Source organism: Rhodospirillales bacterium (assembly GCA_023898765.1).
Lineage (GTDB): Bacteria > Pseudomonadota > Alphaproteobacteria > Micavibrionales > Micavibrionaceae.
Genome location: CP060238.1, coordinates 627,251 through 653,617, shown reverse-complemented (window position 1 = coordinate 653,617; position 26,367 = coordinate 627,251). Strand labels below are relative to the sequence as shown.

General features: G+C 50.4%; 19 protein-coding genes. 10 read left to right on the top strand and 9 right to left on the bottom strand.

Features of this window, described 5'->3' with window-relative positions:
• The first annotated feature begins 3 nt into the window (after positions 1-3).
• Genes H6853_03100 through H6853_03090 form a run of 3 tightly spaced genes read left to right on the top strand, consistent with a single transcriptional unit; the run spans position 4 to position 3,781 of the window.
• Entirely contained in the window at positions 4-1,179 is a 1,176-nt protein-coding gene (locus H6853_03100; protein USO04271.1) for an outer membrane beta-barrel protein, read from the top strand.
• 47 nt (positions 1,180-1,226) lie between these two features.
• Complete coding sequence (locus H6853_03095; GenBank protein USO04270.1) at positions 1,227-2,993, top strand: hypothetical protein; 1,767 nt, start codon at positions 1,227-1,229, stop codon at positions 2,991-2,993.
• Positions 2,994-3,022: 29 nt separating this feature from the next.
• Positions 3,023-3,781 (top strand): CpsD/CapB family tyrosine-protein kinase, encoded by a 759-nt coding sequence (locus tag H6853_03090; GenBank protein ID USO04269.1) that lies wholly within the window; start codon positions 3,023-3,025, stop codon positions 3,779-3,781.
• Between the two features lie 3 nt (positions 3,782-3,784).
• Here the strand turns inward: H6853_03090 and H6853_03085 are convergent, their stop codons facing one another.
• The 8 genes from H6853_03085 to H6853_03050 all read right to left on the bottom strand — a co-directional run bounded on the left by H6853_03085 (position 3,785) and on the right by H6853_03050 (position 11,487).
• On the bottom strand, positions 3,785-5,503 hold the full coding sequence (locus H6853_03085; GenBank protein ID USO04268.1) for a DNA repair protein RecN: 1,719 nt from the start codon (positions 5,501-5,503) through the stop codon (positions 3,785-3,787).
• A gap of 104 nt (positions 5,504-5,607) precedes the next feature.
• Positions 5,608-6,009 carry a CBS domain-containing protein gene (locus H6853_03080; GenBank protein ID USO04267.1) on the bottom strand — a complete coding sequence of 134 codons (402 nt, stop codon included), beginning with the start codon at positions 6,007-6,009 and terminating at the stop codon, positions 5,608-5,610.
• A complete protein-coding gene (locus H6853_03075) occupies positions 6,006-6,356 on the bottom strand; it encodes a P-II family nitrogen regulator (GenBank protein ID USO04266.1) in 351 nt (116 codons plus the stop codon). Before H6853_03075 ends, H6853_03080 begins: the two co-directional genes overlap by 4 nt.
• A 27-nt stretch (positions 6,357-6,383) precedes the next feature.
• The gene (locus tag H6853_03070; protein USO04265.1) at positions 6,384-7,169 is read right to left on the bottom strand and encodes a DUF1538 domain-containing protein; all 786 of its coding nucleotides are present in this window, start codon (positions 7,167-7,169) and stop codon (positions 6,384-6,386) included.
• Positions 7,170-7,883 (bottom strand): DUF1538 domain-containing protein, encoded by a 714-nt coding sequence (locus H6853_03065; protein USO04264.1) that lies wholly within the window; start codon positions 7,881-7,883, stop codon positions 7,170-7,172.
• Positions 7,864-9,519, bottom strand: a complete 1,656-nt coding sequence (locus H6853_03060; GenBank protein USO04263.1) for a U32 family peptidase C-terminal domain-containing protein — start codon at positions 9,517-9,519, stop codon at positions 7,864-7,866. The genes H6853_03065 and H6853_03060 overlap by 20 nt, the downstream gene beginning before the upstream one ends.
• Before the next feature lies 1 nt (position 9,520).
• Positions 9,521-10,351 (bottom strand): class II glutamine amidotransferase, encoded by an 831-nt coding sequence (locus H6853_03055; protein ID USO04262.1) that lies wholly within the window; start codon positions 10,349-10,351, stop codon positions 9,521-9,523.
• Positions 10,352-10,455: 104 nt separating this feature from the next.
• On the bottom strand, positions 10,456-11,487 hold the full coding sequence (locus H6853_03050; protein ID USO04261.1) for a YeiH family putative sulfate export transporter: 1,032 nt from the start codon (positions 11,485-11,487) through the stop codon (positions 10,456-10,458).
• A 54-nt stretch (positions 11,488-11,541) separates the two neighbouring features.
• On the opposite strand from H6853_03050, the gene H6853_03045 reads away from it, so the two are divergent.
• Both H6853_03045 and H6853_03040 read left to right on the top strand, forming a co-directional pair.
• Entirely contained in the window at positions 11,542-14,163 is a 2,622-nt protein-coding gene (locus tag H6853_03045) for a cytochrome c biogenesis protein ResB (protein USO04260.1), read from the top strand.
• On the top strand, positions 14,153-14,716 hold the full coding sequence (locus H6853_03040; GenBank protein USO04259.1) for a TlpA family protein disulfide reductase: 564 nt from the start codon (positions 14,153-14,155) through the stop codon (positions 14,714-14,716). Before H6853_03045 ends, H6853_03040 begins: the two co-directional genes overlap by 11 nt.
• 7 nt (positions 14,717-14,723) lie before the next feature.
• Here H6853_03040 and H6853_03035 read toward each other — a convergent pair whose 3' ends face one another.
• Entirely contained in the window at positions 14,724-17,834 is a 3,111-nt protein-coding gene (locus tag H6853_03035; GenBank protein USO04258.1) for a hypothetical protein, read from the bottom strand.
• Positions 17,835-18,156: 322 nt separating this feature from the next.
• Here H6853_03035 and H6853_03030 point away from each other — a divergent pair, with 322 nt between their 5' ends.
• The 5 genes from H6853_03030 (at position 18,157) to H6853_03010 (ending at position 26,359) form a co-directional block, all read left to right on the top strand.
• Entirely contained in the window at positions 18,157-18,726 is a 570-nt protein-coding gene (locus H6853_03030) for a DUF4402 domain-containing protein (GenBank protein USO04257.1), read from the top strand.
• Between the two features lie 198 nt (positions 18,727-18,924).
• Entirely contained in the window at positions 18,925-19,293 is a 369-nt protein-coding gene (locus tag H6853_03025) for a DUF4402 domain-containing protein (protein USO04256.1), read from the top strand.
• A 38-nt stretch (positions 19,294-19,331) separates the two neighbouring features.
• A complete protein-coding gene (locus tag H6853_03020; GenBank protein ID USO04255.1) occupies positions 19,332-20,180 on the top strand; it encodes a molecular chaperone in 849 nt (282 codons plus the stop codon).
• Between the two features lie 186 nt (positions 20,181-20,366).
• A complete protein-coding gene (locus H6853_03015) occupies positions 20,367-21,374 on the top strand; it encodes a hypothetical protein (protein USO04254.1) in 1,008 nt (335 codons plus the stop codon).
• A 128-nt stretch (positions 21,375-21,502) separates the two neighbouring features.
• On the top strand, positions 21,503-26,359 hold the full coding sequence (locus H6853_03010) for an NAD-glutamate dehydrogenase (protein ID USO04253.1): 4,857 nt from the start codon (positions 21,503-21,505) through the stop codon (positions 26,357-26,359).
• Positions 26,360-26,367 lie beyond the last annotated feature (8 nt).

Here is a 26,367-nt window from a genome sequence, read left to right as displayed (position 1 = left end):
TCTATGAGATACCCTGCTTTTCCCTTTAAGCGCTGCGTCCCTCAAGCAGGAAGTCTGGCGGCCGTTTTGATTTTGCTCCTTTCCGGGCAAGAGGGCTTCGCCGGAAATACAAATATCAAAATGCGTTTCAGCGAAACCGGCGTCTGGAATACGAATCCTGTCATGCTTTCCCGGAATGAAAAGAGCATATACGGCTCTGAAACAACGGCCGCCCTGACCCTGATAGATGAAATGCCCTGTACACGGATAAATGCCAGTGTTTCCGCCACCCGAAACCAGTTCAACCGATCGGACTTCAACTCAACGGATTTTCATGGAAATACCGGGCTTGTATGGCACTCGGCGCGGTGGGAAACGGCCCTGACCGGCAAGATAGATTACGACACCACGCGGACAAGCGAACTGACGACATTGGGCCAGAATATCGGGTCTGTACGGCATATGTCCTATTCTCTTCTTCCGCGGATTTCCTACAATACGTCGCAGCGGAGCAAAATAGAGATTGCGGGATCATGGCTTGAATCCAAGTATGAAGATTCCTTTTTAAGCGATTACAGGACCCTTTCCGTTATCCCTTCTTTTGTCTACAGCATAACGCCGCGCCAGCAGGCGATATTATCCATTCAGGCACAGCGCTACCAGTCTCTGGAAAACACGGACCTTCATATTGACAGTATCGGACCTTCTATCGGCTGGAATGCTTCCCTGACACAAAATCTTTCGGCCGAACTGTCTGCCGGAGCTCTGGGATCGAAGTTCTACGGTTACGCAACCTCCAAGCGGGGAGTCGACTGGAATCCTGTTTTTTCAGGTGTGCTGTCATATAAAAAGGAACAAAATGCGGCGAAGGTTTCAGCCACACGCTACCGGCAGCCTTACTCCAACGGTTCGGAGGCCTCTTTGACAAAATTCTCCGCCGAAGGGACATACAGCTTCAATCCGAAACTTTCACTGACTCTTGACACCAACTATCAGTTGGCCGACCAGCCGCCCCTTTCTACAAACAACCTTGATACGACATGGGGCGGGGGCGGAGCCCTTTCATACAAAATAACGAAGCAGCTGGACATCACGGCGTCTTACAGATACCGGAAAGAAACCCTGTCCGGCAGCCGCGAGGATGCGGAACAAAATATCGTAAGGATCGGACTTTCATACCGGCCTGACTTCGGGAGATAACCTTCCGGACTTTTTAAAAAAACAGAAGAACTTATGGAACAGTAACAATGAACACATTAAACCCTCTTGAATATGTCTCGATTTTGCGCCGCAGGAAGAAAGTTTTCTTTCTGGTCGCCGGCATTATTTTTTCGCTCTCCGTCGTCTACGCCCTTAAATGGTCAAACTATCGTGCCGCCGCGACTGTCGAAGTCGTACAGCCCGAGATTGCGATTGACGTTGCGGAAACATCAGGCGTCAATGCCGAAACAGTAGAGGCAATCGCAGATTTGCGAATCGGACGGCTGCGTCAAAAAGTGCTTTCGACAAGCTCTCTGGTTGACGTCATCGCCAAACTTAATCTGTATCCGGGTGTACGAAAACATACCCCCATTTCCTACGTTGCAAGGCAAATGCAAAAAAAGATAACGATTAAATTGCTCAGCACGCCTCTTGCCAATCCTGCTTCGGCACAAAAAGCTTCGACATCGCAGCTTTCCGCCATTGCCTTTGTCCTCAGCTTTGAATATGGGGATCCCCTTCTCGCACAACAGACCGTAAATGAACTTGTCTCCCGCTTCCTTGACGAGGATTTGAAAGATCGCCGCAACACCGCGAAAAGCACATCCGATTTTCTGGACGGACAGATTGAAATTCTCTCGGAGTCCCTGGCCGAACAGGAAAGAAAAATAGCGGAGTTTCGCGCTGAAAACGGCAACATCCGCCCGGACGCTCTTTCTTTTAACCAACAGGCTGCGGCTTCCTCGACGTCCCGCCTTCAGGCCATTGAAAGCCAGATCATATCGAATATAGGATTGCAGGGCGCCTTACGTTCGCAGCTGGCGCAAACGGACCCCTATTCAACCATTGTTGAAAATGGACAGGCCCTGACCACGCCTTCCACACAACTGCGCGCGCTAAAATCCCAATACGCGACACTGACGGCAAAATACGGGCAGCAGCACCCGGACGTCCTCAAGGTTTCCCGCCAGATTGACGCACTGGAATCCCAGGTCGACCCTGCAAGCTATACCGCCAGAATCAAGGCAAAAATAACCGATATTCAAACAAGATTAGACACAACCCGCGAAACTTATGGTGAAGAGCATCCGGACGTTATATCTCTTCAAAACCAGCTGGAAAAACTTAAAGAGCAGCTTTCCAAGGCAGGCAAAGGCAAGAGCCGTTCTTCTTTCGCCGTCAAGAAGGATGCGGACAACCCTGCTTACCTGCAAATCGCCGCGCAATTACAAGCCGCTCAGGAACAGCAAAAAGCCCTTCTGGCACAAAAAGAAGAAGTAAGACGCGAACAGGAAGAATACCAGCTCGCCATATCGGAAAACCCGGCCATGGAGCGGCAATTTGCAGCGCTGACACGGGATTACGATAACTCCCTCATTCTCTACCGCGAATTAAAGGCCAGAAAACTGGCCTCCAATATGAACGAAGCCATAGAGGAGACTCATAACGGGCGCCGCCTTGCCGTTATCGATGCTCCCGAATTACCACGCACAACGCAGCCGGCCCGCAGCGTCTTTATTCTGGCCGGATTTATTCTGGCTCTTACAGGCGGACTGGCAAGCGTCCTGACCCTTCATATTCTAAGCCGCAGCATTATAGGACCCCAGCATCTGGAAACCCTTGTGGGCGTAGCCCCCCTTGTTACAATCCCCCACCTGAGGACGCTGGATGAGAAAATATCCATCAAGCATCTTCTTTTTAAAATATTGATCGGCGCCCTGATGTTAGCCGTTGCCGGATTCCTGATATTTTCCGTGATGGTGATGCCCTTTGATCTCTTCCGGGGCCTTCTTATGCAGCGCATTGGGTTTTAGGAATATTTTTTGCAGAAAAGAGATATGACATGAGACAATACAAAGACGACATTCAAAAAAAAGCCGCGCATCTGGAAAAAATATTGGCCGGCACTCTGGGGCTCGACACTTCCGCTCTGGAAAAAGAGAAAACCTCGCTTTCGGCGTTTGAAAAAGCCCTCGACCAAAACCGGATTATTGCGCACCGTACCCATAGCCGGGAAGCGGACATTTTTCGTTTTCTGCGGACGCAAATCCTTCAGGCCATGCAGAAATCCGGCCTGAAAACACTGGCGATCACCAGCCCGAATTACAACGACGGAAAAACGACGATTGCCGCCAACCTTGCCGTCAGCATCTCGCAGGACCTGAAACAGACCGTCCTTCTGGCAGACCTGGATTTACGCAAGCCTTCCCTGCACAACTATCTGAAGCTTGAACAGAAATTCGGCCTGACGGACTATCTTAAAGGGAAAGCAAGCGTTCAGGAATGTTTGCTGCGCATGCCCTTTGAACGGCTTTCGATTTTTCCGGCAGGGCAGGCCGTCGACAAATCGTCGGAAACGCTTGGATCCCCCGAGATGAAAAAACTCGCGACAGAGCTTAAAACGCGCTACGCAGACCGCGTCATTATATATGACATGCCGCCTTTGCTGGCACAGGACGATCCTCTCGTCTTCCTGCCGCATGTCGATGCGGTTTTGCTCGTTATAAAAGAAGGCGTCACAACGACGGATGAAATCAAGCGCTGCCTTGATATTCTTTCTTCCGCCAAGGTAATCGGCACCGTATTGAATTCCGTGCGATAACGCTTATTCTTTCCCGGATTTTTGTTGCCGCAATTTGGCAGCCGCCAGCGCTTCGTCTATAAGACTTTTTGCGGCGGCCTTCGATTCAGCCGTCAGCGTATCGCCCGCAAGCATACGTGAAATTTCATCGATACGTTCCTCAGGCGACAAGGTACTGACCGTAGACGTTGTGGTCATACCGTCTGTTTTCTTGCTGACATGCAGATGCTGGTGACCGCGGGAAGCGACTTGTGGGCTGTGTGTGATAACCAGGACCTGCGTGTTATCCGCAAGCTGCGCGATACGTTCCCCCACAGCAGCAGCAGCCGGGCCGCCAATACCGGTATCCACCTCGTCAAAGATAAGCGTCGGCGTGGTCTGAACCTTCTGCAATATAACTTTAAGGGCCAGAACCATACGCGCCATCTCCCCGCCGGATGCTGTTTTGGCGATCGGACTAAAAGGCGTGCCGGGGTTCATCCGCGCTATAAACGTAACCTCATTGAACCCCCGATCGGTCCATTCAATATCCGGCTTTTCTTCCACCAGAACATCAAATTCCGCCTTCATCAGTTTCAGCGGCGGAAGCTCCGCCGTAATCGCTTCACTCAGCGCCTTACCGGCCACAATACGTTTTTCGGTCAGGATATGGGCATGATGCCGATAATCATTCTTCGCCCCTATCAGCAAATCCTGAAGCTCCGCCAGCCGTTCACGCCCATTGCGCATACGCTGATATTTTTCATCCGTTTCCTCGTAAAGATCGGACAACCCTTCAAAGGGGACCTTTGTTTCTCTCGATATTTCATCCAGAATCGCCAATATTTTTTCGCACCGGTAGATGGGATCCGTATCAATCTCATACTCCGGTATAATCCGGTTCATCTCATCGACAGCCTTGCGCGCATTATCAAGAGACGCCGCGAGAAAGCGGGTCAAATCCACCATTTTTTCATTATCAAGATTTTTCTGGCTCGCCAGCGTCCTGTTTGCGGTCGATAAAGATACGACAACACCGTTCCCGGCAATGAGCTGCCCTAAAATTCTCTGGAACGCCTCGGAGGTTTCCTTGGCCCTGAGAAGCACATCATATTCGGCTTTGATTTCCTCATTGAAATCCTTCTTCATGCCGATCTTGTTGAATTTCCGGATAAGGGCCTCGACTTTTCTTCCCGCAAGCCCTTTATGGCGCGCAAGGAATATCTTTTCCTCTTCCAGTTCCTTCGTGTAGCGATGCACATTGTGCAACGCATCGGCGACATTTTTGAACACTTCCGGCGGAAAATCGCCGGACAAGTCGAGCCACTTTAACTGGTTGGCCGGATTCGTCAGGTTCTGGTTGGCAAACTGGCCGTGAATTTCAACCAGAAAGGTTCCAATTTCTTCTAAAAGTTCACGTTCAATCGGCTTGCCGTTAAACCGGATATCTTCCCTTCCGTCCGTCGTGATCGTGCGATGAATCAAAAATTCCGTATCGGACTCTTTGACCAATCCTTGCTCCATAAGAAACTTCCATACAAGCTGATCCCGGGAAGGCGCGAAGAGCGCCTCTATGACAGCCTCGTCCGACCCCTGACGTATGGCTTCCGGTTTGGAAGGCTCTCCAAGGATCAACCCCATCGCGCCAAGAAGAATCGATTTCCCTGCCCCGGTTTCCCCGGTCAGTATTGTGAGCGACGGCTGAAAATTAATTTCTAATTTGTCGATAATAACAAACTGTTGAATACTTAGTTTCTTGAGCATAGAAGAGCGAATGTCCTAGGCAATTTTTGACATAATGTAATTTTTGACCGTTTCCGGATTAAAGAATAATCCCTGTCCACTGTATCATAATTAAAAATCTATCGCTAATTATCCATGTAGTGGATAACCATATCGTACACTGTGACAATCCCCACAGCTTTTCCGTTATCAATAACCAGGGCGCGCCCCTGATTCACCTGTTCCAGCAGGCGGATAGCGTAACGGATATTCATGTCGCCGTGGACCGTCAAAACAGGCTTTCTCATAATTTCATAGACATGCACCCGCTCGGGAGAGAGGTTTTTTTCGATCACTTCGCGGGCAATTCCCTGCACCGTAACAAACCCGTATTCATCGCTTTCATCACGCTTGTTGACGATCAAAGCGCCATAATGTTTTTCTTTCATATGCACAATGGCCTCAGCGATACTGGCCAGCCCGTCAATTGTTTCGATTTCAGGGGTCATAACCTCCCGAACCTGTATATATTTTTTTCTTTCGCTCATATCTGGTCCTCAATTTCCTGTTCGATTGTTTCTACCTGCGTCTTCAACCCGACAGCATCCTCAATATTAAGCTGCACGGCAATGCCCGTACCTGATTCCGTATCGAAATGTCCTTCTTCCGCAATTCCCTCGAGGATATCCCGGCTGAGATGCTGTTCCACGGTAAACAAGACCATGTCGATTTGCCCCTCCAGCGTTAAACCGAAAAATGTCTTGTTCGGCTTCAACCCCTCTCCGTGACCACTGGTAATGACGGTCGCTCCTGTCGCCCCCATTTTACGCGCTTTTTCGACAACTTTTTCCGTATAATCGTCGGAAACAAGCGCAACAATCAGTTTAAAATCCATCCTTCATCTCCATCCTTGCCCGAAAGTTTATCCTTTTTGTCCCTTCTTGTCTTTTCTTCTCTGAAGCCACCATTCGGATATCTGGGCATAGCCCATGACCGTCATCATAGGAAACAGACTCGCCAGCGCAATCAGGCCAAACCCGTCAATCAGGATGCTGCGCCCCGGCACGGTAGACGCAAGGCCCAGCCCCAAGGCCGTGACCAAAGGCACCGTCACGGTCGAAGTCGTCACCCCGCCGGAATCATAAGCCAAAGGGACCAGCCATTTCGGCGTAAAGAAGGTTTGCACAATCACCACTATGTATCCCACGATCATATAGATATGGAGCGGCGTTCCTGTGATAATACGGAAAGCCCCCAGCGCGATCGAAAGAGCGACCCCGATTGCAACAGCCAGACGCAACCCCCTTGAACTCACCGCACCCCCGGACATCTGGTCGGCTTTCATCGCCACCGCAATCAAAGACGGTTCGGCAATGGTCGTCGAAAAACCAATCGCAGCGGCAAAAATATAAACCCAGTAATAATCGCACCAATCAAAATCCGTCTTATGAAACCCGCCACCGATAAAATCCGGTGAGGTCAGCTGGCGGGCCATTACCTCGCCCAAAGGAAAAAGAGCCTGTTCCAGACCGACCAGAAACAAGGCCAGTCCCGCAATAACATAGCCAAATCCAACAGCCGTTTTTTTCAAATTCCGAAGCGGTTTGCGCAGCACGACATACTGGAAAAACAGCAAAAGAATCACAATTGGCGCGACATCGCCGATCGTGCTTAAAAAAGTTGAAAGGATGAATAACAGACTCTCCACCTACATCACCATTCCGTAAACAAGGACAAAGCCGATGGGAAACAGGCTGGCAAAGGCAATCAAACCAAAACCGTCTATCATGGGATTTCGCCCTTTAATAACGGTAGACAGGCCGACCCCCAAAGCCGTGACCAAAGGCACCGTAATGGTTGAAGTCGTCACCCCGCCGGAATCATAGGCAACGCCGATAATTTCGCGCGGGGCAAACTGTGTCAAAACAACAACAATGATGTAGCCTCCTGCAATAACCCAGTGAATAGGCCAGCCCTTGATAATACGCAAAACACCCACCAGCAGAGCCAAACCGACGGATACCGCGACCGTATAACGCAAGCCGAAAGCATATTCTTCCAGCGCTTCTCGCGTGTCTTCAATCATGCCTGCCATCGCGGTTACTCTGGCTGCCTCGGCTGCTACGGCAATCAAAGCAGGCTCGGCGACCGTTGTCCCGAAGCCCAGCGCAAAAGCAAAGACCACCAGCCAGATGACACTACCGCGCCTGGCAAAAGCCTCCGCCAGGCCTTCCCCGACAGGAAAGAGACTCAACTTCAACCCCTGCACAAACAGTGCCAGCCCGAAAACAACGGAAATCAGGCCGGCAAATATCTGTGCCGGGTAAGGAAAGGGTTGCTGTAAAACGACGATCTGGAAAAAACCGATCACGACAATAATCGGGGTCAGATCCCGCAAACTGTCAAGAAGAGAGCGAATCATTCGATATCATATCCTGTTCCAGTTTTTCGCCCTGTTTTTTCTGCGCCAGTATTTTGCGCGCTCTTTCGTAAGCCGGATCATGCCAGAACACCAGACAGCCGTTGCATCCTTTTCCGCAGCATCCCTCCACCCCGAAGCGCGGGGTTTTTTGACGGCGAACGGATTCGCCTTCATCTATCGCCTGCTTGAGCGCTCCCTGCCTGCTTGCATACATCTCCTCGATACCATACCCCAGTTCCAGACGGTGCGTTACCTTGTCAAAACGCAGACGGCTCCACTCCTCTTTGGTAAGCGCTTTTTCCTTCCGCAGGACGGACATCGGCGGAAAATCCTTTTTAAGCTGCGCGATATCTTCATGCTCGAACAACGAAAACGGAATGCGGATATTCTTTTTCAAACCTGCGTTGACCTCTTTCATTTTCTTGCCTGACCCGGCCTCTTCAAACTCGTATATCCGCAGCAAGACAATCCTGCGGCCGCGCGGCGGCAAAAACTCCAGAACATCCCCTTCCGAAAGCTTGTTTTTTACCTGCACAATAAAGGCATCTTCTTCCACCGACTCGACGATACCGGCGAATTCCCATTCGGACAAAGAGCGAGTTTCCTCGTAATTATGCGCGTAATGTGTGAGCCGCCCTTCGTGAAAAGCGAGCGTGTAACCGCGATTGGGCACCGTTTCCAACTCCCGCATATAAGGCACAAAATCCCAGCTTTCCGGATCCGCATAGTAATCGTCCATCGCCTGCCGGTACGCGCGCGCAACCACCGCCACGTAATAAAGGCTCTTGTTCCGGCCTTCGACTTTCAGGGAATCAATCCCCAGTTTGAGATATTCGTCCAGCTTCGGCATCAGGCATAAATCCTTTGAATTGAGAATATAGGATCCCCGCTCGTCCTCTTCAAAAGGAAGAAATTCGCCCGGGCGATAACCTTCTTCCAGAAAAAAGTCGAACAGACCCTGATTTTCTTCGGAAAGCCGGACTTCTTTTGTGGTGCCATCCTTAAGACGCATATGGACCTTGTAATTCCAGCGGCAGCTGTTCGCGCAATTTCCCTGATTGGCCCCCCGCTCCGCCATAAAATTGGACAGCAGGCACCGCCCGGAATACGTCATACACATCGCGCCATGAATAAAAGCTTCCAGTTTGATATCGGGGCATTTCTTCCTGATGTCCTTAAGCTCCGCAAAACTGACCTCCCGCCCCAAGACGCAAAGACTCGCGCCAATATTCTTCCAGAAATCCACCGAAAGAGACGAACATATATTCGCCTGCGTCGACACATGAAGCTCCAGCTCCGGCGCATGCCGCTTTACAAAATCAAAAACTCCCGGGTCTGCAATAATCAGGCCGTCCGGTTTTACTTTTCTGACGGTTTCCAGATATTCCGGCAATTTGGAAATATCCTTGTTGTGCGTAAAGAGATTGAGTGTGAGATAGGCTTTCTTGCCGTGCGCATGCACAAATTCGACGCCCTTCACCACATCTTCCAGCGTAAATTCGGACGCCGTGCGCAACGACATATCGGGCGTGCCCATATAAACGGCATCCGCCCCGTACAGAACCGCCACTTTGAGTTTTTCCAGCGACCCTGCCGGCATCAGAAGCTCGGATTTTTTATTCAAAGAACCGCTCATTTTACGCCATAAAATCTTCCACAAAAACCTGCCCCTTCCGAATGGTCGTAAAAGAGTTTTCGGGAACGACAATCCACTGATCGCTTAAAGGATCCAGAGGCTCAGACACAACAACGACGCTGTTTCGGGGCAAAAGCGCACACTCATGGCTTATATCCCGCGCGCAATCCGGCTCAATTGAATAAAACTGCGTTTTCGGTTTGTCGCCCTTCGCGTAGCGGAAAGTATAAACCGTCTCCCCGTCGCTTAACGCACAGGAAAGATTGAGAAGGATATTTATTTTATTTTCCCGGCACGCCTGTTCCACACGCTCGACCATCCGCTGCAAAGCCGCTTTTGGATTTTCCCGCAATCCGTATGTCAGCGCCAAAAGAAAAAAAGTTTCGCTGTCCGTTGTGCCTTTCAACTCAGGATAAAGCTCCGGGGCAATCTCCATCTGCAAATCCCGCCGGACAGCCGGAAAATCTTTGACCTCGCCATTATGCTGAAACAGCCATTTATCATATTTAAAAGGATGGGAATTGCTGCGCTGAACGGCACCAGCCGTCGTGGCGCGGACATGGGCAAAGAAAATATGCGCCTCAATTTGCGTGCAAATCTCATGCAGGTTTTCATCGTTCCAGGCCGGCCGGACGTCCTTGTAGATTCCCGGAGAAGGCTTATCCGCATACCAGCCAATACCGGCCCCGTCCCCGTTGGTCGTCCAAAGACTGCCGTCAGCCCGGAAATTCATCTTCGTATTCAAGCTTTGCGCAACAAGCGAATGTGAAGGGCTTGTCACAAGCTGCTCCATAAAAATGGGCGCTCCGCTATACGCAATCCATCGACACATCTTAAAAATCCTGCCCTGACTGATTGAAAAAACATCCTCTTCGCCGGGCTATCATAAACAGATTCATGAGGGTTTTACATCCTGCTGTTTAAGAAAAAGGCATCCTAAAAAACGGCCAGGACGCCTTTTGTAACCAGGAAACCGCCGAAAATCAGCCACAAAAAGAGGATGAACGCCAGCAAAACGGGCTTGAACCCAACCTCCCTGAACTTTTTAAGGTTTGTTTCAAGCCCCAGCGCACTCATCGCCATCGTGAGGGCAAATCCGTCCAGCATATTGATGGCCGAAATTGTTTTTTGGGGCAAAAGATCAAAGGAATTAAAGCCGGCCATGCCTATAAACATCACGGCAAACCACGGAATATAGAGCTTCTCAGGACGGGTGGACGCGCCGTCTTCCATATATTTTCGCCGCCACCACACACCCAGAAGCAAAAGAAAAGGCGCAATCAACATCACCCTTATCATTTTGACGATCACGGCCGCATTGGCCGCAGCCTCATCCCCTATGCCATTTCCAGCCGCCACGACATGGGCCACTTCATGAACGGAAGCCCCAATATAAACGCCCATTTCGGCTCCATCCATCGGGATGAATCCTGCCCGGAACATGAAAGGATAAAGAAACATCGCCGTGGTCCCAAACAGCACAACCCCTGCGACCGCCAGTGCACTGTGATGCGCTTTCGCCCGGATAACCGATTCTGTGGCTAAAACCGCCGCAGCGCCGCAAATAGCGCTCCCCGCACAAGTCAGAACGGTCATTTCGCGGTCCAGCTTCAATACGCGCACCCCTATGATATAGCCCAAAAGAAACGTCAGACTCACCATAAGCGCACTGATCAGGATGCCGCTGCCGCCGACGCCCATAATATCCTGAAAGGTCAGCCGGAACCCGTAAAACACAATCGCGGCGCGCAAAATTACCTTGCCGGAAAATTTAATGCCGCCCGTCCAGGATTCAGGAACATGATGGCGCAGCGTATTGGCAAACATAATCCCCAGCACCAGCCCTACAATCAGGGGGCTGATTTGCAAAGCCTGAAAGAATGGAAACCCCGCCATACAGGTTGCCAGCGCAGCAAATCCCGCAACAAAAACCACCCCTTTGGCGATATTACCATATTCCTTGTACATGGAAGCCCTTCTAAAAGATTGATCCTGAATGTTATTCGCTATAAGTCAATAACCATGCAATCGCAAGGACGCTCATTCATTTCAAAAGGACAAAAGGCCATCCTGTGGTTTGCACGCCCGCACCTTCTTTTCTATGCCCTGCCGTGGCTCATGATCCTGCTGATTGCCGGAACGCTGGCGCAGCCGAGCATGGGACTTTTCGCCGCCCAGAAAATGTTCTTCTCCGCATGGATTTTATGGGCGGGCCCCCTCCCCCTGCCGGGCACCTATACAACGCTGGCGGTTATTTTTGCCTCTTTAAGCGTCAAGTTTTTGTTCAAAAGCCCCTGGACATGGGAGAGATCCGGAATCATTCTCTCTCACATGGGTATTTTGCTCTTGTTGATCGGCGGTATGATTACGGCCTTTTCCGCCCGCGACGGCATTATGTCCCTGCCCGAAGGAGAAAGCTCTTCTTTGATGCTCATCCCGTCGCAGGATAAAATGGAGAAGATTACCCTTCCTTTTTCGATTCATCTCGAAGACTTCAAGAAAACGAACCATCCCGGCACCGACAAAGCCAGAAGCTATCATTCGGATGTTATTGTCGAAGACGGAAACCTGCGCTGGCCTGCCAGAATTTCAATGAACGAACCCTTGCGCTACAAAGGCTATACGTTCTACCAGTCTTCCTTTACAGCAGGCCCGGAGGGAGAAAAAACGGTCCTGAGTGTTGTTGAAAATAAAGGACGGGTCTTCCCCTATATCTCCAGCGCCATCATCTTCCTGGGCCTCCTGCTTCATGTTGCGCTCCGGCTGCGCGGAAGCCGGAAATTTCTTCTGCCTTTCCTGATCTGTTTTTGCCTGACGACAGCCGCGCAGGCGCAGGAACGAATGCCTCAGGAACAGTTTGATTATGCCGCGTTTGCCGAAATCCCGGTTTTACATGACGGGCGGGTCAAACCTCTGGACAGCCTTGCACGGATTTACCTGAAAAGCTTTTCAGGCAGGGAAACACTGGAAGGACAAAAGGCCATCGTCTGGCTGACTTACACCCTCTTTGATCCGGCCACGGCCATATCCGTCCCTGTATTTAAAATTTTTCAGCCCCGTTCTCTCGGGCTGCCGGTCAGAAAAACAAAACTCTACAGCTACGGCGAATTGACCGGCGCATTGAAAGAAAAAATTCCACTCATCCAATCCCTGCTGGAAACGGATGAAAAAAACTGGGACGCCGCGCAGAAAAATCTGATTCTGTATCATGAATACTCCATCCTCTATGCGCAGCTTTTACGGAGCCTCTCGGCGCTTTTGCCCTTAAATGTAAAACTGCCGGGCATTTTAGAAAAAGAATGGGGCGTGGACGGTCGAAACCTCCACAGCCTTCGCGATTTTAAAAAATACGAAAAACGGCTCAAAAGCCGCCTGCAGAAAATTATCCGGGCCAAAGGCGAAAATCTTGAACGCTATACGCAAGGCGAAAAAGAAATCGCCCTGTTTGCCTATCAACTTGACCTTCTAGCCGCCGCCGGCACCCAGAATATTTTGCTTAAAATTGTTCCGCCGCAATGGGGCTCCCATGAGGAAGAGTGGTTCTCCCCCTGGACCGTCATACAGGAGGGAAGCGGTTCCCCGCAAGGCGCAGCCTATCTCGAAGACTGGAAAGAGATGGCGATGGCTTATCAGGCCGGAAACAACGAAGGATGGAAAAAAGCGTCACAGGACGCGCAGGAAGCCGCCTTTAAAATGTATGACGCCAGTATGAAGCTCCCTCTGGAAGTTTTCTACAACAAGGCAAACCTTCTCAACATCGCAACGCTGCTTTATCTTCTGGCCTTTCTCCTCGTCATTATCCATTCGGTTTCAGGAAAAACCTTCACCGGGAATCTTTCTTTAGGCGCGCTCGGTCTTGGTGGCATCCTCCATGCAAGCGCCATAATCCTGCGCATTCTTATCCTCTCCCGTGCACCGGTAGGCACTCTTTACGAATCCATTCTTTTTGTTGCGTTGATCTGCGTTATCAGCGCCTTTTTCCTGGAACTCCGGCGCAAAGACGGCAGCGGCCTTCTTACCGGAAGCCTGTGCGGCGCGGGGCTTTTATTTATTGCGCAAGGCTTTACCACAGACGACAGCATGAAAATGCTGGTCGCGGTTCTAAACACCAATTTCTGGCTGACCACGCATGTTTTATGCATCACCATCGGCTATGGCTGGTGTGTCATTGCCGCAACGCTTGCGCATGTTTACCTCCTGCTTCGCGCCACACAACAGAAAATACCGGAAAAACTCGCCGGTCTTTTTGACAGCCTGAAAACCCTGTCTTTGACGGCCCTTCTTTTCACGGCTGTCGGCACGGCGCTCGGCGGTATCTGGGCGGATCAGAGCTGGGGACGTTTCTGGGGATGGGACCCGAAGGAAAACGGCGCGCTTCTCATCGTACTCTGGCTGATCTGGATTTTGCATGGACGTCTGAGCGGTCACATCAAAGCCCTGTCGTTTGTCTCTGGCATTGCTTTTTTAAATGTTGTTGTGGCGCTGGCCTGGTTCGGCGTTAATTTGCTCTCCACAGGACTGCATTCTTACGGCTTCACCCAGGGAATCGCCGCTGCACTTGGCGGATTTTGCCTTGCCGAAACCGTTTTGATTTTCACCCTCTGGTTCATCATCCTCCGGCGCGAGAAAAAAATTGAAACTTAATTTTCTGATTATAACCGCCCTGCTTTTGTCGATTGCAGGATACAGCCTTTATACCGATACCGGGTTTCACGGCCAGACGGTACCGGAAGCGCCGCAAACAACTGGGAACGGTGAGAGAGCTCCGGACTTTTCCTTTACCACTTTGCAGGGAAAATCCCGCACGTTGCACGAGCTTCAGGGAAAAGCGATTGTCCTGAATTTCTGGGCGACATGGTGCAGCCCTTGCGTCATTGAATTTCCACAAATGTTGAACATGGCCCAAAAGCTGCCGGAAGAAGTTATTATCGTCTTTGTGTCAACGGACGATCGAAAAACCGATATAGAACGTTTCCTGAAAAAGATGAACCAAAAACAACTGGCGCAGGATAATGTCCTGATTGCATGGGACCAGGACAAGAAAATCTCTCAGGATCTGTTTCAAACTTTCCGCCTGCCCGAAACAATTCTCATATCTCCGGACCTTGTCATGAAAGACAAAATTATCGGCGCCGATGTCCAGTGGGACGGAAAAGAAATGCTGGAACGGCTTCGAAGCTTATACAAAATGCCCTGAAAATTCTTTAGAGGGAAGCAGCCTGAAACCCTTTAGGCAAAAGTTCGACGCCGCAAGACAATCCCCTTCCGGCCAGGGAACGGCATTTTTGCATACCTTCCTCAACCGTTGCGCCGGGCAGATAAACCCGCAGCGTATATTCTTCTTTTTCCAGGTCCGGCAAGCTTTGTGACGGTTTCACAAGAATTTGCTCTCCTCTGAACAAAGAGGCATATCTTGTTTTCAAACGGTACCAGACCAACGCTTCCATCATCTGCGACTTGTAGCTTCCCAGATTAAGAACCACGGCATTTTCGCCCATCGATGGCAAGACAACATGGGGATGGCGCTGCGCATAGCCTTCATACCCAGATACCATTGTAAAAGAAGCGGAGCCTTTTCCCCCTCCTTTAAGAACATAATCCTTCCCGTAAATCACCGTCCCGTCGTAGCCGATGGTCACTTTTTCGGGTGGCGGGGAAGACACGCCCAGCGCTTCGATATCCTCAGCGGAAAAACTTAAGTAATATTCGCCGGGCGGGACGGCGTCGAACAGATAAAATCCGTCAAACGCACTCTGCGTTGTTTTGGCTTTACGTCCATCCATATCATAAAGGATCAGAGTCATATTCCGCGCACGGCGTTGCCCCCTTTTATCATCCACCCAGACCGTTCCGTCAATTTCGCCGGAAAGATGCACGGGAAAGTCAACCTGCACATTGTGGCCCGAACGCGGACGGACGGATACCCCCGGCGTAGCAGATATCCAATAAGGATCGTTCAGGCTCTCTTCGTTAAGAGTAATATCGGTCGGCCTGAATTCCGTCAGGCCCTGAAGATGGGCAAACCCGTTTTCATCCGTCATCGCATAGCGCCGCGTTTGAAGAGAATCTACCCGGGCATCGGCAATGGGTTCTTCCCCTTCGTTTAGAACGCCATCCCCGTTCTTATCCAGAAAAACACGGGCCGAAACAGACCCGTTTCCGCCCTGACGTCTTTTGGTCATGTCAATATTCCCGCTGCGCGGGTCGCGCGTCAAACCAAAACGCGTGGAGATGAATGCCGCCAGATCGTTGTCGGAATCAAGACTGACCTGCGGCGTGACAATAAAATCCTCCGTTGTCCAGTTCGCTTTAAGCGTTCCCTTCGTAAAGCGGGGATCAAGCCGGTGTTCGATTTCAGCACTGGCATCCACATTTTTTGCGATTCCCCGGGAAAGCTGGAGAAACGTGCTCTCCAGTTTGGAATCGGGGATATATTCGTAATTGGCCCGTGTGCGCCAGCGCATCCCGAGCGCACGGCCGCTGACAGACAGCCCGCTGGTCAGCCTTTCCCCTTCCGCCGCCGCACTCTGGTTTCGGTAGTCCAGCGTATGGTTAAAACGAAGCGGATGAATCTGGGCATTGATATTATGGTTGAAATGGAGCAAATCTTCGCCATTGGCATTTTGATTATACTCCCCTGTAAAACCGTAATTCACGTCCCGGTTATCTATCTCGAAAAGCGGCCCTTCCAGATTAAGCTTCGTGCTGAAAACCGTCGGACTGTCACTCTCCGTATTGGGAGAAAAAGTATCGGTTGCCAGATATGTCCCCAGAGAGGCCCTGTGCTCACCGAACTTCCGCCGGGCGTTGGTTTGCAAACCGACGCCCCCTTCGGCGTCAACACCAAGATTCGTATTAATCAGCGTATCCGCCACATTCGCTGAAAGCCCTGTTAAAAGCTGCGTTTTTTGTTCCTCGCCAAAGGATCGCTGCCGCGCCCCGACAATCCCGACAAGCCCGCCCCCTAAAGCTTTTTCATAGGTGGCACTGACGCTTAAATCCCCTCGTTCCGGCGATCTATTCTTGATATCGCTGTAAGTCTCCGTCTCCTGAAGGCTGACTGAAACATCGTAGTTGCCGCCTTCCCTCAATTCCGCCAAGTCCACAGGCACGCTTTTAAGCTCTTCGCGCACCTCCCCTTGCGGGCCGTAAAAAACAAAACGGAAGTCATTATCCCCTTCAAATAAAGCCACATCCCTGAATTCGTAACGCCCGTCATCCTCAACGGTTACAAACCCGACAAGCTGCGAATCGCGATAGAGTTCAACATCCCACTGCGGCGGCAGGTTTCCAAAAAACTCCGTTGTCGTGAAACTGGTCGAGCGGCCGCTTTCTTTATTTGTCACGCGCGCGCCGAGTTCCTGTCCTCCGCTATTAAAGATCGGCATATTGGTAACCGTCACATCCCCCGCCTCGTACCGCCGCGCCTTTAAAGGACCAAGAAGAACCGGGTCTTCAGAATCTTTGGACAAAGCCGCCCGAATATTACGAAGCCGGTCTTTACTGTCCGCCGTGACAAAAACCTCTCCGGTATGCCCTGCGACGTCTCCTGCCCCCTGAAGGGTCGTCGTTGCAATTTTTGTTGTCTCGGCACTGCCTGCTGCCGTTTTAGGCGGACGGCGATAGCGCCCGACAACGGAAACATCCAAAACAGGGGTTTCGGCCGTCAAATACGGATCTTCCACACGCGGTAATTTGGCCTCGGGAGGTATGCCATCGCCGGGATCTCCGCGGCCCCGCCTTGCCATACGCCCCTCGATCGGCAAAGGCTCGTCCGACGTCATGTCAATCATGAGATATTCCACATCCGGCTTCAGGTGCAAACCAAACCATGCCGCCAAAACATCCAGCGGCACGAGAATATCGTCCGCTTCCTCAATGACGCTTTCCGGAATGTCAAACCCGGCCTGATCCGTTTCGACGCGGCGGGAAGGCCAGTCCAGTGAAAAATTCTTTTCTTCCCGGATATACCAGCCTTTTGCATTTTTACTCTCCGCATCGAATTCAATTGGAAAATAAAGAACATCCAGAAAATCACGAAAAGAGACTAAAAGCTCCCGGCCTTGTTTCACGGCTATTGTGTCCCCTTCCAGCATCGTTTTCTCATTCAGGCGAAATTGAAAGATAAGGGATTCCCCGTCGGCAATACGCACCAGAGGATCTTCAGGGAATTGTTCCTGCTCCAGTTTCTTGAGCTTTTGGCCTATATTTCCTACAAACTGCCGCGCCAGTCCCATTAAAGCGGCACGATCAGGCGTATCTATATGTGCATCATCGCTTTTGGCGCTGGCGCTGACTGGAAAAACCAAAGACATCGCAAGACACATAATAATAAGTGTCAAGGGAAGTCGGAGAATCAAAAAAACGAATCGGGTCAAAAAGCTGTCCATGGACCCGATATTAGGCGAATTTTATCTTATCCACAATGTTATCCACAGAAATATTGTCCATTATATGTCATAACTCCGAAATATTTCATTATATTTAAAATTTTTCGTTTATTTCTCTTAACTTAATAATGCTTTAACGTTTTCCATGTGATATTAATAGTATGCGTTTATAAGTGGATTCCATTGAGAGCCCAGTATCGGCTTGATGTGGGGTCCGAGTCGTCAAACCTAGGGAAGGAGTCTTCACATGACTTTTAAACACTTTAGGTATGTTGCTTTGGGTGCCTGTGCTGCCAGCGCGTTGCTGGCGACGGATGCCAATGCGCAATCACAACAAGTTGTCGGTGCCACCGTCAACCTGACAGTTCAGAATGCGTTTACACTGGTCGAAACAACCCCGATGAACTACGGAACGCTGGCTGCTTTCTGTGACGCCGGTGCGAACAGCACGACGGCCACGTTGAGCACGGCTGGTGTGCTCGCTCTTGGCGCTCCTGCCGCCACGGCCCAGTTTATTGACATCAGTGCCGTTGGACGGACACAGGGCGTCTTTGACGTAACGGGCGCAGCTCCAACAACGTCATTGACCGTTACACTTGCAAACCCGGCCAACGCGACTTGCGCGGCCTGTGGTGGTGGTAACCCGCCTATGACACTCGGTGGTTTGACCGATGATACGCTCGGTACGGGTACAACAGATGCCAACGGCGCGTTGACAATCAATGTCGGCGCGACATTGACTACGCAGTCAACCTGTCTTGCCCAGTACGCAGACGGAGCATACGTAGGCACGTATGATATTACCGTCAGCTACTAAGACCAAAATGTATCCTAAGATTGTTAAAAACCCGCCTTCCGGCGGGTTTTTTCTTTTGGGATGATTTGGGATGATTGTGTGATAAGCTGTCCCATCATGAAATATAGACTACCTTTATACGGCCCTTTATTAATAATCGCGCTTTTGTGCGCGCTTCCTTTTTCGGTAGCTCACAGCGATGTCATACAGATTCAACCTATGGGATTTGGCAGCTTTATTGTCCTTGATAATACAAACGAACATTCCGTCGTCATGAATCCGGAAGGAGAAGTCACGTACCCTGATGAAATCATTCCAACAGATCAAACGCCAACAGCCGCCATATATGAGGTCACAACCCTGCCACCCTACGCACCGATTTCTGTGGATGTTCCGAATACCGTCTTGACGTCCGATGTGCAGGATAACAATTTTACGCTAACAGATTTTGACATTATTGCTCCAAGCAGCGATAAGTTTGGAAAGTCTTTGCTTAAAATCGGCGCCACGCTGCACACATCGGGCAACGATGCTGGATATGGTGAGTACGCGTATAAGGGAACCATGGAAATTACGGTCAATTACTGACGAATACCGACCAAGATATAAAAGGAAAAGGAATAAAAATGATGATTGCCAAACACCCCTTGAATATTCTGACATTCATTTTGCTGATGGCATTTGTCTTTTGCACGAACCCCAAGCCCGTAGAAGCGAGCCTGACAATCAGCCCGTTGCGGGTCGTTCTGGAAGGACGCAGCCGGAGTGCCGAAGTTATGCTTCTTAATTTATCCAAACAGACAAATACATACCGTCTGGGCTGGATTTACAATAAAATGGACGAAACAGGTCATTATACAAGAGTCGCAGAAAGCCTCACACCCGATATGGACGTGGCAAAATACGTTGTCTTTTCGCCGCGCCAGGTTTCTATTCCCCCCGGGGGACGGCAAAAGGTCCGGCTGTCGTTACGCCGCCCGCCAGAACTCGCCGACGGTGAGTACCGGGCACACCTTATTTTCCAAAAACTTCCGGATGAAAATACCAAGGCCAGCGCCCCCGCAGCGCCTGAACGCGGCATGAGTCTGTCGATGGAAGTTCTGGTCGGATTTTCCATCCCCGTCATCGTCCGTACCGGCGAGTATGATGCCGCTGCCGAAATCGTAAATCCGCATTTTATTCCGCTTGACCAGAGCAAAAGCGGAAAGCCCGAAATTGGCATGATTATCAAACGAACCGGAAAACATTCAACATTGGGAAGAGTCACCGTCCATTGGGATGGATCCGATAAACCGGACAAAAGAATCGGTCTCCTTAACAATGTAAGCATTTTCCCGGAAATGAACGAACGTATCGTTAATGTTAGTCTGAATGTCGATGCTATTCCCGGCGGAAATATAACAATCCGTTATACCGCTGAAGGACCTGAGCAGGGAATCATTTATACGGAAAAGACCTTTCCAATCGGTCGGTAATTTTCCGGTTTTCGAGGGCTTTTCAACGGCCTCCTATGGGGGTAACCCTGTGGACAAAACTCTCCTAACCTGTTGAAGAAACGAAAAAACCTAAAAAACACTTGTTGCCAAGCAATTCTTTGGCCCGTATTCTTGGGTGTGGAGTATTTTTACTCTCGAGCTCACTAACGGCAGGATTGTTTCTATATGTCCAGCCCCTGGACGCGACAGCCGCACTTTCGTTGCGGCGCTATGCTGTATAAATATGTGAAGTGGAGCGCTCTTCCGGCGCTCTGCCTTCTTCTGTTGTCCGCGTGTGGCGGGCAAGACAGCAAAGACTCCCGGCCAAAATCCACTGCCGCTGTTGCCGGCACCCTTGATTCCGGCGATGTCCTGGCCCCTCTGCCGCCCGGTACAGATATCCGCCCTCCTGCCACGGGAACAACGGGTCTGCAAAATACAAGCGAGGGCCTGCCTGCCCTTCAACCGCCCCGCGGCGTTAATAGTGTCCAGCTCTTCGAAAAAGAGTTAAGGGACCCCGACGAACGTCTCGACCGCCTTGAAAACGCGGTTCAGGAACTGCGCAACCATTTTGATTCGCTGTCTCCTTCCGTTGTGCGCCTTGTTGCGATTGAAAAAGACATACAAAATTTAATAGGCCAGCTTGAAATACTGGTCGAAGAAGACTCTGGCCAAAACCAGACTCAAAGCCCTCCCCAGATGATGACGGCCCCTTCTGCCGCGCCGCCCCCTCTGGCAAACTCTGAGCCGCTACCGCTGAGGAATGAGCTCCCTCCTGCGGAAGCGCTCGCCAGCCCCCCTGCCGCCCCTTCTACCCTTCCTCCGGAAACAATGTCTCCGCCGGTGGCGCCAAGCGAAGCGGAAGTATTTGGCCTAAGGGTAGGGGAACACCCGGCTAAAACACGAATTGTTTTAGACGTATCCAAAAAGGTTTCTTACGGACTTGACCTGGATACGGAAGAAAAAATTCTTGTTGTCGAATTGCCTGAAACAGGCTGGGGCGCGCCGGAAACGAAAACCTTTGGCAAAGACTCCCCTCTGCTTTCCTCCTATAAAGCCAGCCCCTCAAATGGTGGAAAAGGAACCCTTCTTATCCTGCAATTAAAGAAGGACGCCAGACTCCTGTCTGAAAGCATCATAAAAGCCGAACAAGGAAACGGGGCCCGCATTGTGATCGATCTTGGAAGGCCGTAACGGTCGCATACGGCCCCTTGGAAAACAGAATCTTCCCCTTGCCGCCCCCCTTTTTTCAGCATAGTCTTGGGCAAAATTTTGTTTCTGTTTTTCTAATATAACTTTTGCAACAAAAACGGCTTTTTTCCATGACCAAAACGACTCATCCCTTTGTCCGCGATGCCCTCAAATATCTTCCGGCAAAAACGCCGATAGCCTTAAAAAATTTCGTTAAAGTCCTTTACGCAAAAACGCCGGAAGAAGACCTGGAGCAGATGACCCCGAAAGAACTTTCGGAAGCGGCGCGAATCCACTGGGCCTTATCCGGGGAAATGACCGAAAACAGGCCCGCTATTCGAATCCATACAACGCAAAGCGAGAGCGTTTCCTCCGGCTGCACTCATATAGATATTGTTCAAAAAGATACATCCTTTCTGATTGACTCAATCGTGGCTGAAATTGTCAGGCAAAAGCACCATATCCAGATACTTCTTCACCCTATTTTGCATATTAAAAACAAGGGGAAAAAGAAAACAAGAGACGCCGCGTCCCTGTCTTTTTCAATACAGCCGGAAAAAGATACCGCGGCGCGTTCCCATATCCATATCAAGCTGCGGGATGCCCTCAGCGCAGCCCAATGTGAAGAACTTGAAATGGGCATACGGAGGGTTATCGAAGACGTAAACTACGCCACGCGAGACTGGCAGGATATGCAGAAAATGCTGCGCCGCGCGCGCGACGAAGTTGGCCGCTTTCCATCACATTACGGAAAAAGCCTGATTGCGGAATATCAGGCTTTTATGGACTATCTCTACAACCACAATTTTACCCTGCTGGGATACCGCGAATACAAGTTTAAAGAGACGGACGGAAAAGTGACCAGTTCTGTCATCAAGGGGTCCAGTCTGGGGCTTTTACATGATGATGTTAAGCCTGTTTATGTTTCCGGCGCCCGGCAAAGCCTGACACAAACGCAGCAAAATATGCGCAGAAACCAGCTTCCCTTAACCATTACAAAAATCAACAAACGTTCGACAGTTCACCGCCGGGTCCCGCTGGATGCCATCGCCGTCAAAACCTTCGATAAAAAAGGAAATGTAACGGGTGAGCTTTTATTCATCGGTCTCTTCACCTCCGTAACCTATTCGAGAAGTGTCGAGGATATTCCTTTCCTGCGCATGAAGGTTGAAAATGTCGTTAAACGATCTGCCTTTCTTCCCGGAAGCCATAATGAAAAAGCCCTGCGGCACATTCTTGAAAAATATCCCCGGGACGAGGTCCTGCAAATTCCGGAAGACCGGCTTTGTCGCCATGTTATGAGCATTTTAGGGCTGCAGGAACGGCCCCGTATCGCCCTGTACACCCGTCCCGATCCCTTTGGCCGGTACATTTCCTGCCTTATTTATGTACCGCGGGAAAAATACGAAACACGTCTGCGCTTGAAATTGCAGCATATTCTGGAAGAGGAACTCGGCGGCCACTGCACCAATTATGAAGTCACGCAAGATGACTCCCCCCTCGCGCGCGCTACCTTTTTAATCGATATAAACCACCTGCCCGCCATTCCAAAATACAGCGCGGCACAAATCGAGACCCGGCTGGAAGACGCCGGACGCCTTTGGTCAGAAAAACTTCGCAAGGCGCTTGAAGAAGCATCGGAAGAAGAAAAAGTCATTGCAGGCTTTACACAAAAATACGGTACAGCTTTTCCCGACAGCTACCAGAATCGCTATACACTCGCGCAGGCCGTCTATGATATTGGCAAAATAGAGGCATCCCTGAGCGAGAATAAAATTGAGCTGGATTTGTATTGTCCCGAAAATATTTGTGAACCGGGCCGGATGCGGCTTAAATTTTACAATCCCGGCGCACCCGTTCCCCTGTCAGATATCCTGCCTATTCTTGAAAATATGGGTCTCCGGTCTATTTCGGAACTCCCTTTTGAAATCAAACCTGCGCATATAGATCGCTCCGTCTGGATACATGATTTCATGCTGGAGGCAGAAGACGACAAATCTTTCAAAGGTGTTTTTCATATTAAAAATGTATTCGAAAAAGCGTTGACGAAAATATGGGACGGAAGCATGGAAAATGACGGGCTGAACCGCCTTGTCGTCGGCGCTCAAATGGACTGGAGAGATATCACAATCTTGCGCGCCTACATTCGGTATATGCAACAAATGCGTATTCCTTTTAGTTGCCCTTATATAGAAAACGCCCTGAGCAAAAACCCCCATATTGCGCAAGAAATCGTTCATCTGTTCAAGGCCCTTTTCGATCCGGCCAATGGAAAAAAAGCGCAAACCCTTGCCGCCGCAACCAACACCAAAATAACCAAAGCCCTGGAAGCTGTGGAATCCCTGGATCAGGACAGAATCCTCCGCTGGATGAGCGGTCTTGTGAATGTCACCTTGCGCACGAATTTCTTTCAAACCGACGAAGGTAAACAACCGAAGTCCTATCTGTCTTTCAAACTGGAAAGCGGAAAAATAGAACATCTGCCCCAACCAAAACCCTACCGCGAAATTTTCGTCTATTCCCCGCGTATGGAGGGCATCCATTTGCGCGGAGACAAGATTGCACGCGGGGGCATCCGCTGGTCCGACCGTCACGAAGATTTCCGCACTGAAATTCTGGGCCTCATGAAAGCACAGCAGGTCAAAAATTCCGTTATTGTTCCAATGGGCGCAAAAGGCGGATTCGTTGTTAAAAACCCGCCCAAAAAAGGCGGGCGGCAAGCCTTTATTGAAGAAGGCATCGAATGTTACAAGATTCTTATACGCGGCCTTTTGGACATTACCGACAACAGGACCGGTAATAAAATCATACCTCCCGAAAACGTGGTGCGCCGCGACGAAGACGACCCCTATCTCGTGGTGGCTGCAGATAAAGGAACAGCCACTTTTTCCGATATCGCCAATGGCCTGTCGGAGGAATACGGATTTTGGCTGGGCGATGGCTTTGCCTCCGGCGGCAGTGCCGGATATGACCACAAGAAAATGGGCATCACCGCACGCGGAGCATGGGAATCCGTTAAACGGCATTTCCGAGAACTGAACCACGATACGCAAACGCAAGATTTCAACATCGTCGGCGTTGGAGATATGGGAGGAGACGTTTTCGGAAACGGAATGATTCTGTCCGAACATATCCGCCTTATCGGTTCCTTCAACCACCTGCATATCTTTTGCGACCCAAATCCCGATCCGGCCGCAAGTTTTAAGGAGCGCGTGCGCCTGTTCAACGCCGTGAAAGGATGGGATGAGTATGACACAAAAAAACTCTCCCAAGGGGGGCGTATTTACTCCCGCAGCGATAAGAGCCTGAAACTGACCCCCGAAATCCGTAAAAGTTTCGACCTTGAGTCGGACGATGTTACTCCAAACGCACTCATTCGGGCCATGTTAAAATCCCGCACGGATCTTCTCTGGTTTGGCGGGATCGGCACCTATATCAAAGCCTCTAGGGAAACCAACGAGGAAGTGGGCGACAAGGCGAATGATGCCATCCGGCTAAATGCAAAAGATATCCGCGCCAAGGTCATCGGAGAGGGCGCCAACCTCGGCATGACCCAGCAAGCACGCATTGAATACAGTCAAAATGGCGGACGGCTGAATGCCGATTATATTGATAACTCTGCCGGCGTGGATTGTTCCGACCACGAAGTGAATATCAAAATTCTGACCGGCGAGATAATGCGCATGCCCAGATATAAAATGAACATAAAAACGCGCAATAAAATGCTGGAATCCATGACGGACGAAGTCGGGGCGCTTGTCTTGCGAAATAATTACCAGCAGGCACAGGGAATCAGCCTGATGGAGTTACAGGCTGCGGCCAACCTGCCGGAACACGCCCAGTTAATGCGCGAACTGGAAAAATCCGGAAGCTTGAAACGTGTGCTCGAAAACCTGCCGCCGGACGAAGAAATAGAAGAGCGCATCCGGACAGGAAAAGGTCTGACACGTCCTGAACTCAGCATCCTACAGGCTTATGCAAAAATTTCCTACACAAGCGAACTTCTGGATAGTGACATCCCTGAAAGCAAGGCGATGGAAGGACGGCTTTTAAAATATTTTCCTCAGCATATGAGCAAGACATATAAAAAGGAAGCTCTATCTCACATGCTTAAACGTGAGATTATCTGCACCACGCTGGCAAACAGTATTGTCAACCGCATGGGGCCGACCTTCATGATGAAGCGGATTGAAAAATCAGGAACCGATGCCGCCGAAGTCGCCAAAGCCTATATTATCGTTCGCGAAGCCTTCGGCCTGCGCCATATCTGGAATGAAATCGAGGCGCTTGACAATAAGGTCCCCGCGCTGGTTCAGTTGAAAGCCTTCCAGAACATTGCCCAGATGACAGATCGTGCTGTTACATGGTTCTTAACCCGCACCGGCTGCAACCTGAATATTAACAAGGAAATTGCCGCCTATGAAACCGGCATTGACGAAGTTCGCAGAAATCTGGATAAGGTCGCGACAAAAACGCTGTCCAAAAACATAGAAAATCTGGCGGCGCTCAATATCAACAACGGCATGCCGAAAGATCTCGCCCATCATATTGCCCTCATGCCAATGCTGTCTTCGGCCTGTGATATCATCCGCATTTCAGAAAAACGGAAAGTGGATACGGCCATTACCGCACAGGTTTATTTTGAACTTGGCGAACACTTCCACCTCGACTGGATGCGTCAAAAAGCCCATTACCTGCCCACCGGCGACCGCTGGTCTACCGAAGCGCTGGAAGGCCTTATCGACCAGCTCTACAGCTGTCAGGCCGGTTTGGCGTCTCGTATTTTAAAAGACACCATCAAAGCCGCAGGTACCACAAAATTCAAATTAAATGGAAAAGAACGTATTCTTAAAAAGTGGATCGAAACACACGGCCAGCAAGCCAGGCTTTTGGAGCCTCTGTTTGATGAACTGCGCTCCAGCGCCGCCGTTGATTTGCCGATGCTCATTATCGCCGAACAGCGCCTCAGGGGTCTATACGGAGGATAAGGAACGTT

What these genes read in the sequence shown, in the direction of transcription:
- H6853_03095 (USO04270.1), top strand. Translation starts at nt 1,227, where the DNA reads ATGAACACATTAAACCCTCTTGAATATGTCTCGATTTTGCGCCGCAGG.
- H6853_03075 (USO04266.1), bottom strand. Translation starts at nt 6,356, where the DNA reads ATGGATTTTAAACTGATTGTTGCGCTTGTTTCCGACGATTATACGGAA.
- H6853_03055 (USO04262.1), bottom strand. Translation starts at nt 10,351, where the DNA reads ATGTGTCGATGGATTGCGTATAGCGGAGCGCCCATTTTTATGGAGCAG.
- H6853_03060 (USO04263.1), bottom strand. Translation starts at nt 9,519, where the DNA reads ATGAGCGGTTCTTTGAATAAAAAATCCGAGCTTCTGATGCCGGCAGGG.
- H6853_03045 (USO04260.1), top strand. Translation starts at nt 11,542, where the DNA reads ATGCAATCGCAAGGACGCTCATTCATTTCAAAAGGACAAAAGGCCATC.
- H6853_03090 (USO04269.1), top strand. Translation starts at nt 3,023, where the DNA reads ATGAGACAATACAAAGACGACATTCAAAAAAAAGCCGCGCATCTGGAA.
- H6853_03035 (USO04258.1), bottom strand. Translation starts at nt 17,834, where the DNA reads ATGTCTTTGGTTTTTCCAGTCAGCGCCAGCGCCAAAAGCGATGATGCA.
- H6853_03065 (USO04264.1), bottom strand. Translation starts at nt 7,883, where the DNA reads ATGATTCGCTCTCTTCTTGACAGTTTGCGGGATCTGACCCCGATTATT.
- H6853_03080 (USO04267.1), bottom strand. Translation starts at nt 6,009, where the DNA reads ATGAGCGAAAGAAAAAAATATATACAGGTTCGGGAGGTTATGACCCCT.
- H6853_03030 (USO04257.1), top strand. Translation starts at nt 18,157, where the DNA reads ATGACTTTTAAACACTTTAGGTATGTTGCTTTGGGTGCCTGTGCTGCC.
- H6853_03025 (USO04256.1), top strand. Translation starts at nt 18,925, where the DNA reads ATGGGATTTGGCAGCTTTATTGTCCTTGATAATACAAACGAACATTCC.
- H6853_03085 (USO04268.1), bottom strand. Translation starts at nt 5,503, where the DNA reads ATGCTCAAGAAACTAAGTATTCAACAGTTTGTTATTATCGACAAATTA.
- H6853_03100 (USO04271.1), top strand. Translation starts at nt 4, where the DNA reads ATGAGATACCCTGCTTTTCCCTTTAAGCGCTGCGTCCCTCAAGCAGGA.
- H6853_03020 (USO04255.1), top strand. Translation starts at nt 19,332, where the DNA reads ATGATGATTGCCAAACACCCCTTGAATATTCTGACATTCATTTTGCTG.
- H6853_03050 (USO04261.1), bottom strand. Translation starts at nt 11,487, where the DNA reads ATGTACAAGGAATATGGTAATATCGCCAAAGGGGTGGTTTTTGTTGCG.
- H6853_03010 (USO04253.1), top strand. Translation starts at nt 21,503, where the DNA reads ATGACCAAAACGACTCATCCCTTTGTCCGCGATGCCCTCAAATATCTT.
- H6853_03015 (USO04254.1), top strand. Translation starts at nt 20,367, where the DNA reads ATGTCCAGCCCCTGGACGCGACAGCCGCACTTTCGTTGCGGCGCTATG.